The organism is Craterilacuibacter sp., from assembly GCF_051659485.1.
Lineage (GTDB): Bacteria > Pseudomonadota > Gammaproteobacteria > Burkholderiales > Chromobacteriaceae > Craterilacuibacter.
This window is the reverse complement of the sequence record NZ_JBOFOO010000261.1, coordinates 1-3,832: the sequence shown is the minus strand read 5'-3', so window position 1 is coordinate 3,832 and position 3,832 is coordinate 1. Positions and strand designations below refer to the sequence as shown.

General features: G+C 53.5%; 4 protein-coding genes. All 4 read right to left on the bottom strand.

From position 1 onward, the window contains the following. Positions 1–495 precede the first annotated feature (495 nt). From ACRC1E_RS09025 to ACRC1E_RS09010, 4 genes are read right to left on the bottom strand one after another with little or no spacing between them, the layout of a single operon-like run. Complete coding sequence (locus ACRC1E_RS09025) at positions 496–1,224, bottom strand: amino acid ABC transporter ATP-binding protein (RefSeq protein WP_438514767.1); 729 nt, start codon at positions 1,222–1,224, stop codon at positions 496–498. Between the two features lie 5 nt (positions 1,225–1,229). Further along, positions 1,230–1,895 (bottom strand): amino acid ABC transporter permease, encoded by a 666-nt coding sequence (locus ACRC1E_RS09020; RefSeq protein WP_438514766.1) that lies wholly within the window; start codon positions 1,893–1,895, stop codon positions 1,230–1,232. Continuing rightward, the gene (locus ACRC1E_RS09015) at positions 1,895–2,641 is read right to left on the bottom strand and encodes an amino acid ABC transporter permease (RefSeq protein WP_438514765.1); all 747 of its coding nucleotides are present in this window, start codon (positions 2,639–2,641) and stop codon (positions 1,895–1,897) included. Before ACRC1E_RS09015 ends, ACRC1E_RS09020 begins: the two co-directional genes overlap by 1 nt. Positions 2,642–2,701: 60 nt before the next feature. Beyond that, on the bottom strand, positions 2,702–3,604 hold the full coding sequence (locus tag ACRC1E_RS09010) for a glutamate/aspartate ABC transporter substrate-binding protein (protein WP_438514764.1): 903 nt from the start codon (positions 3,602–3,604) through the stop codon (positions 2,702–2,704). Between the last annotated feature and the right edge of the window lie 228 nt (positions 3,605–3,832).

Here is a 3,832-nt window from a genome sequence, read left to right as displayed (position 1 = left end):
TGATCGCCTGCGCCGTTATCTGCAACAGGCACACCATCTGCGCCTGTTCAATTTTGGCATGGCCATGCTGATGGCAGCCACGGCACTGTGGATGTTATGGGATGAACTGATGTGAACCATCAGCCCTCGACAGAGGGCTTACTAAAATAATTACGTAATTGATGATTAAATTTGTACGTTATTCTTGCTTTAAATTACATGTTCTCAAGAAATGGGGGCTAAGCCCCATCAGGCCATAAGAAAGCCCATATAAAAACACCAACCCAAAATAGCGGTCTTGTGGATAAGTAAGCCTGCTCTCAACAAAATCCACAGCGCCCGCATGAAATGCAGTGAAACACACGACAAGGGTCCTGCACTTGAACGGCTGTGGATAACTCATTCAGTACCACCGCCAACAACACCGCCCACTTTTCCACAACAACAGGCATCACCCCACAATAAAAAACGGCCTGTGCATCAGCACAGGCCGTTTTTGCAGCAACAATCGCGGGATCAGTGTTGCAGGATCTTGGACAGGAACTGCTGGGCACGCTCGGAGCGTGGCGTACCGAAGAAGTCGTCCTTGCTGCAATCCTCGACGATATAGCCACGGTCCATGAAGATGACACGGTCTGCCACGCGACGGGCAAAGCCCATTTCATGGGTCACGCACATCATGGTCATCCCTTCCTTGGCCAGTTCGGTCATCACATCCAGCACTTCATTGATCATCTCCGGGTCCAGTGCCGACGTAGGCTCGTCAAACAGCATGCAGATCGGATCCATCGCCAGTGCACGGGCAATGGCGACACGTTGCTGCTGGCCACCGGACAGTTGCCCCGGATGCTTGTGCCCATGTGCCTTCAGACCAACGCGATCCAGCAATTTGATGGACTTGTCCGTCGCTTCATCCTGCGAGCGGCCCAATACCTTGATCTGGGCAATGGCCAGATTTTCCACAATAGTCAGATGCGGAAACAGTTCAAAGTGCTGGAATACCATGCCCACGCGGCTACGCAACTTGGGCAAATTGGTCTTGGGATCGCCTACCGAAATGCCATCAACGACGATTTCGCCTTTCTGGAACGGCTCCAGCGCATTAACGCACTTGATCAGCGTAGACTTACCCGAGCCGGATGGGCCGCACACAACGACCACCTCACCCTTGGAAACCGAGGTGCTGCAATCGGTCAGCACCTGAAAATCGCCATACCACTTGTTGACCTTATTGATGGAAATCATCGTACTCATACTGCCAACCTCTTTTGCAAATGTTTGACGCCGCGCGAAGCAGCAAAGCTCACTACAAAATAAACCGCCCCGGCAAACAGCAGGAACTCATGTGGCATGCCAAGGATGTCGCCACGCGAACGCGCACTACTGAGGAAATCCATCAGGCCGACAGCGTACACCAGCGAGGTATCCTGAAACAGGATGATCGACTGCTGCAGCAATAGCGGCATCATCTTGCGGAAGGCCTGCGGCAGGATGACCAGCCGCATAGCTTGGCTATAGGTCATTCCCAGCGCATAGGCCGCGTTGGCCTGGCCCTTGGCTATCGACTGGATACCGGCACGTACGATTTCGCAATAGTAGGCCGCCTCGAACATCATGAAGGCCACCAGACACGAGGTAAATGCGCCTATCGAGACAAAGTCGCCGGTGATCCAGTTCAGCAGCATAGGTACAGCCAGATAGAACCAGATGATGACCAGCAGCAGGGGCACGGAACGGAACACGTTAACGTAGGCCTTGGCCAACCCGGACAACAGCGGGTTACTGGACAGGCGCAGCAGCGCCAGCACCGTCCCCAGCGCCACGCCGCCGACAACGGCCATCAGCATCAGCTTCAAGGTCAGCCACATGCCGTCCATCAGGTCGGGCAGGGCAGGAATAATCTGCGAAAAGTCCATCACTTGCCTCCCTCAACCATCATGCCCGGAATACGCACGCGTTTCTCGACCATACTCATCACCTTCATGATGCTCATATTCAGCGTGAAGTAAATCAGTGTGGCCAGCGTGAAGGCCTCAAAGATATTGGCCGAAAATTCAGCGGTCTGCTTGGCTTGCGCCAGGATTTCCATCAGGCCGATCAGCGATGCGACCGACGAGTTCTTGAATACATTCAGAAACTCGGATGTCAGCGGCGGAATCACCACGCGGAATGCCTGTGGCAGCAGGATATGGCGATACACCTGGGCGGTAGAAAAGCCCATCGCCATCGCCGCATTCGCCTGTCCCTTGGGTAGCGCCTGAATGCCAGTACGTACCTGCTCGCACACCCGTGCCGCCGTAAACAGCCCAAGGCAGATCACGACCGAGATATAAGCCGATAGCGCCGGGTTCAGTTCCTGCTTGAACCAGATTTCGGTCTGTTCCGGCAAGTAGTCCGGTACCACGAAGTACCAGATAAACAGTTGCACCAGCAAGGGTATGTTACGAAACAGTTCGACATAGCCGGTTGCAATACCGGACAGCCATTTATTGGGCAAGGTCCGCATCACACCGAGCAGGCCACCCAGCAGCAGGGCAATAGCCCAGGCAGCTAACGCGAGCGCCAGTGTCCAGCCCAGGCCGGAGATAAACCAGTCGAGATAAATCTCGTCACCGATTCCGGTGGACTTGAAGAAGATGTTCCAGTCCCAGTTGTAATTCATGCACAACTCCATCAAATAAAGGGGGCGAATGCCCCCCTTTTATTATTATGACATCAGGAATCAGTTTGCGGCAGGCTGGTCAGATGGTTTGGCAATCAGCGCCTTGAGTTCGGACGACATCGGGAAGCCCAAATTCAGATTCTTAGGCGGAATCGGCTTCATGAACCATTTGGCGTAGATCGCGTTGATCTGGCCCGACTTATAGGTATTCACGATGGCCTTGTCCACCAGCGCCTTGAACGGCGCATCCCCCTTGCGCAGCATGCAGCCATAGATCTCGGTCGATTGCGGCTTGCCCACCACCACCCAATCGGCCGGATTGCGGGCCTTGGCACGCTCACCGTACAGCATGGCATCGTCGGTCATGAAGGCGACGACCCGGCCGGACTCCAGCATCAGGAAAGACTCGCCATTATCTTTTGCCGCCACGATGTTCATGCCCAGTTTCTGGCTGGCATTCATAGACCGCATCAGACGCTCACCCGTCGTACCGGCAGATACCACGACGTTCTTGCCCTTGAGATCGGCAAAATCCTTGATGCCGGAATTTTTCTTCACCAGCAATCGGGTACCGATTTCAAAAATACCGACCGAGAAATCAACCTGACGCTGACGCTCGACATTATTGGTCGTGGCGCCACACTCGATATCGACGGTGCCGTTCTGCAATAGCGGAATACGTGTCTGGCCGGTGACCATGTTGTAACGCACCTGCAGATTCGGCATACCCAACTCTTTCTTCACCGCATCGACGACATGCTGGGCAAGATCCAGCGAGTAGCCTACCGGCTGTTTACCACCGGCAAGGTAGGCAAAAGGGATAGCAGAATCACGGTGTCCAAGCACGATGGTGCCGGAATCCTTGATTTTTTTCAGGGTTCCGCTTGGCTCGGCAGCCAGGGCAGGCGCAGACAGCAGGGCACAGCTGACAGCAAGGGGCAATAAGCGCGAATAACAAGGCATGATCTATTTCTCCTGATACGAATGGATGATGTGGCGGATGCAACTGCCACGACAATCAATCCGGAATCTTTCTCGCTTCACGCGGAACGTAAAGGGGGATTCCTGGAAAACTGTCCGCATGGATATTTAAATGTATTTTCCTAAATATTAGCAAATACTAAATAACTATCACATTGGGTTAGTTTGTATCAGAAACAGGTAGACCATCTTTGATTTGCCTCAAACATC

Bases quoted from the DNA above. Each gene is read 5' to 3' on its own strand.
- ACRC1E_RS09025 (WP_438514767.1), bottom strand. From the start codon at position 1,224: ATGATTTCCATCAATAAGGTCAACAAGTGGTATGGCGATTTTCAGGTG.
- ACRC1E_RS09020 (WP_438514766.1), bottom strand. From the start codon at position 1,895: ATGGACTTTTCGCAGATTATTCCTGCCCTGCCCGACCTGATGGACGGC.
- ACRC1E_RS09015 (WP_438514765.1), bottom strand. From the start codon at position 2,641: ATGAATTACAACTGGGACTGGAACATCTTCTTCAAGTCCACCGGAATC.
- ACRC1E_RS09010 (WP_438514764.1), bottom strand. From the start codon at position 3,604: ATGCCTTGTTATTCGCGCTTATTGCCCCTTGCTGTCAGCTGTGCCCTG.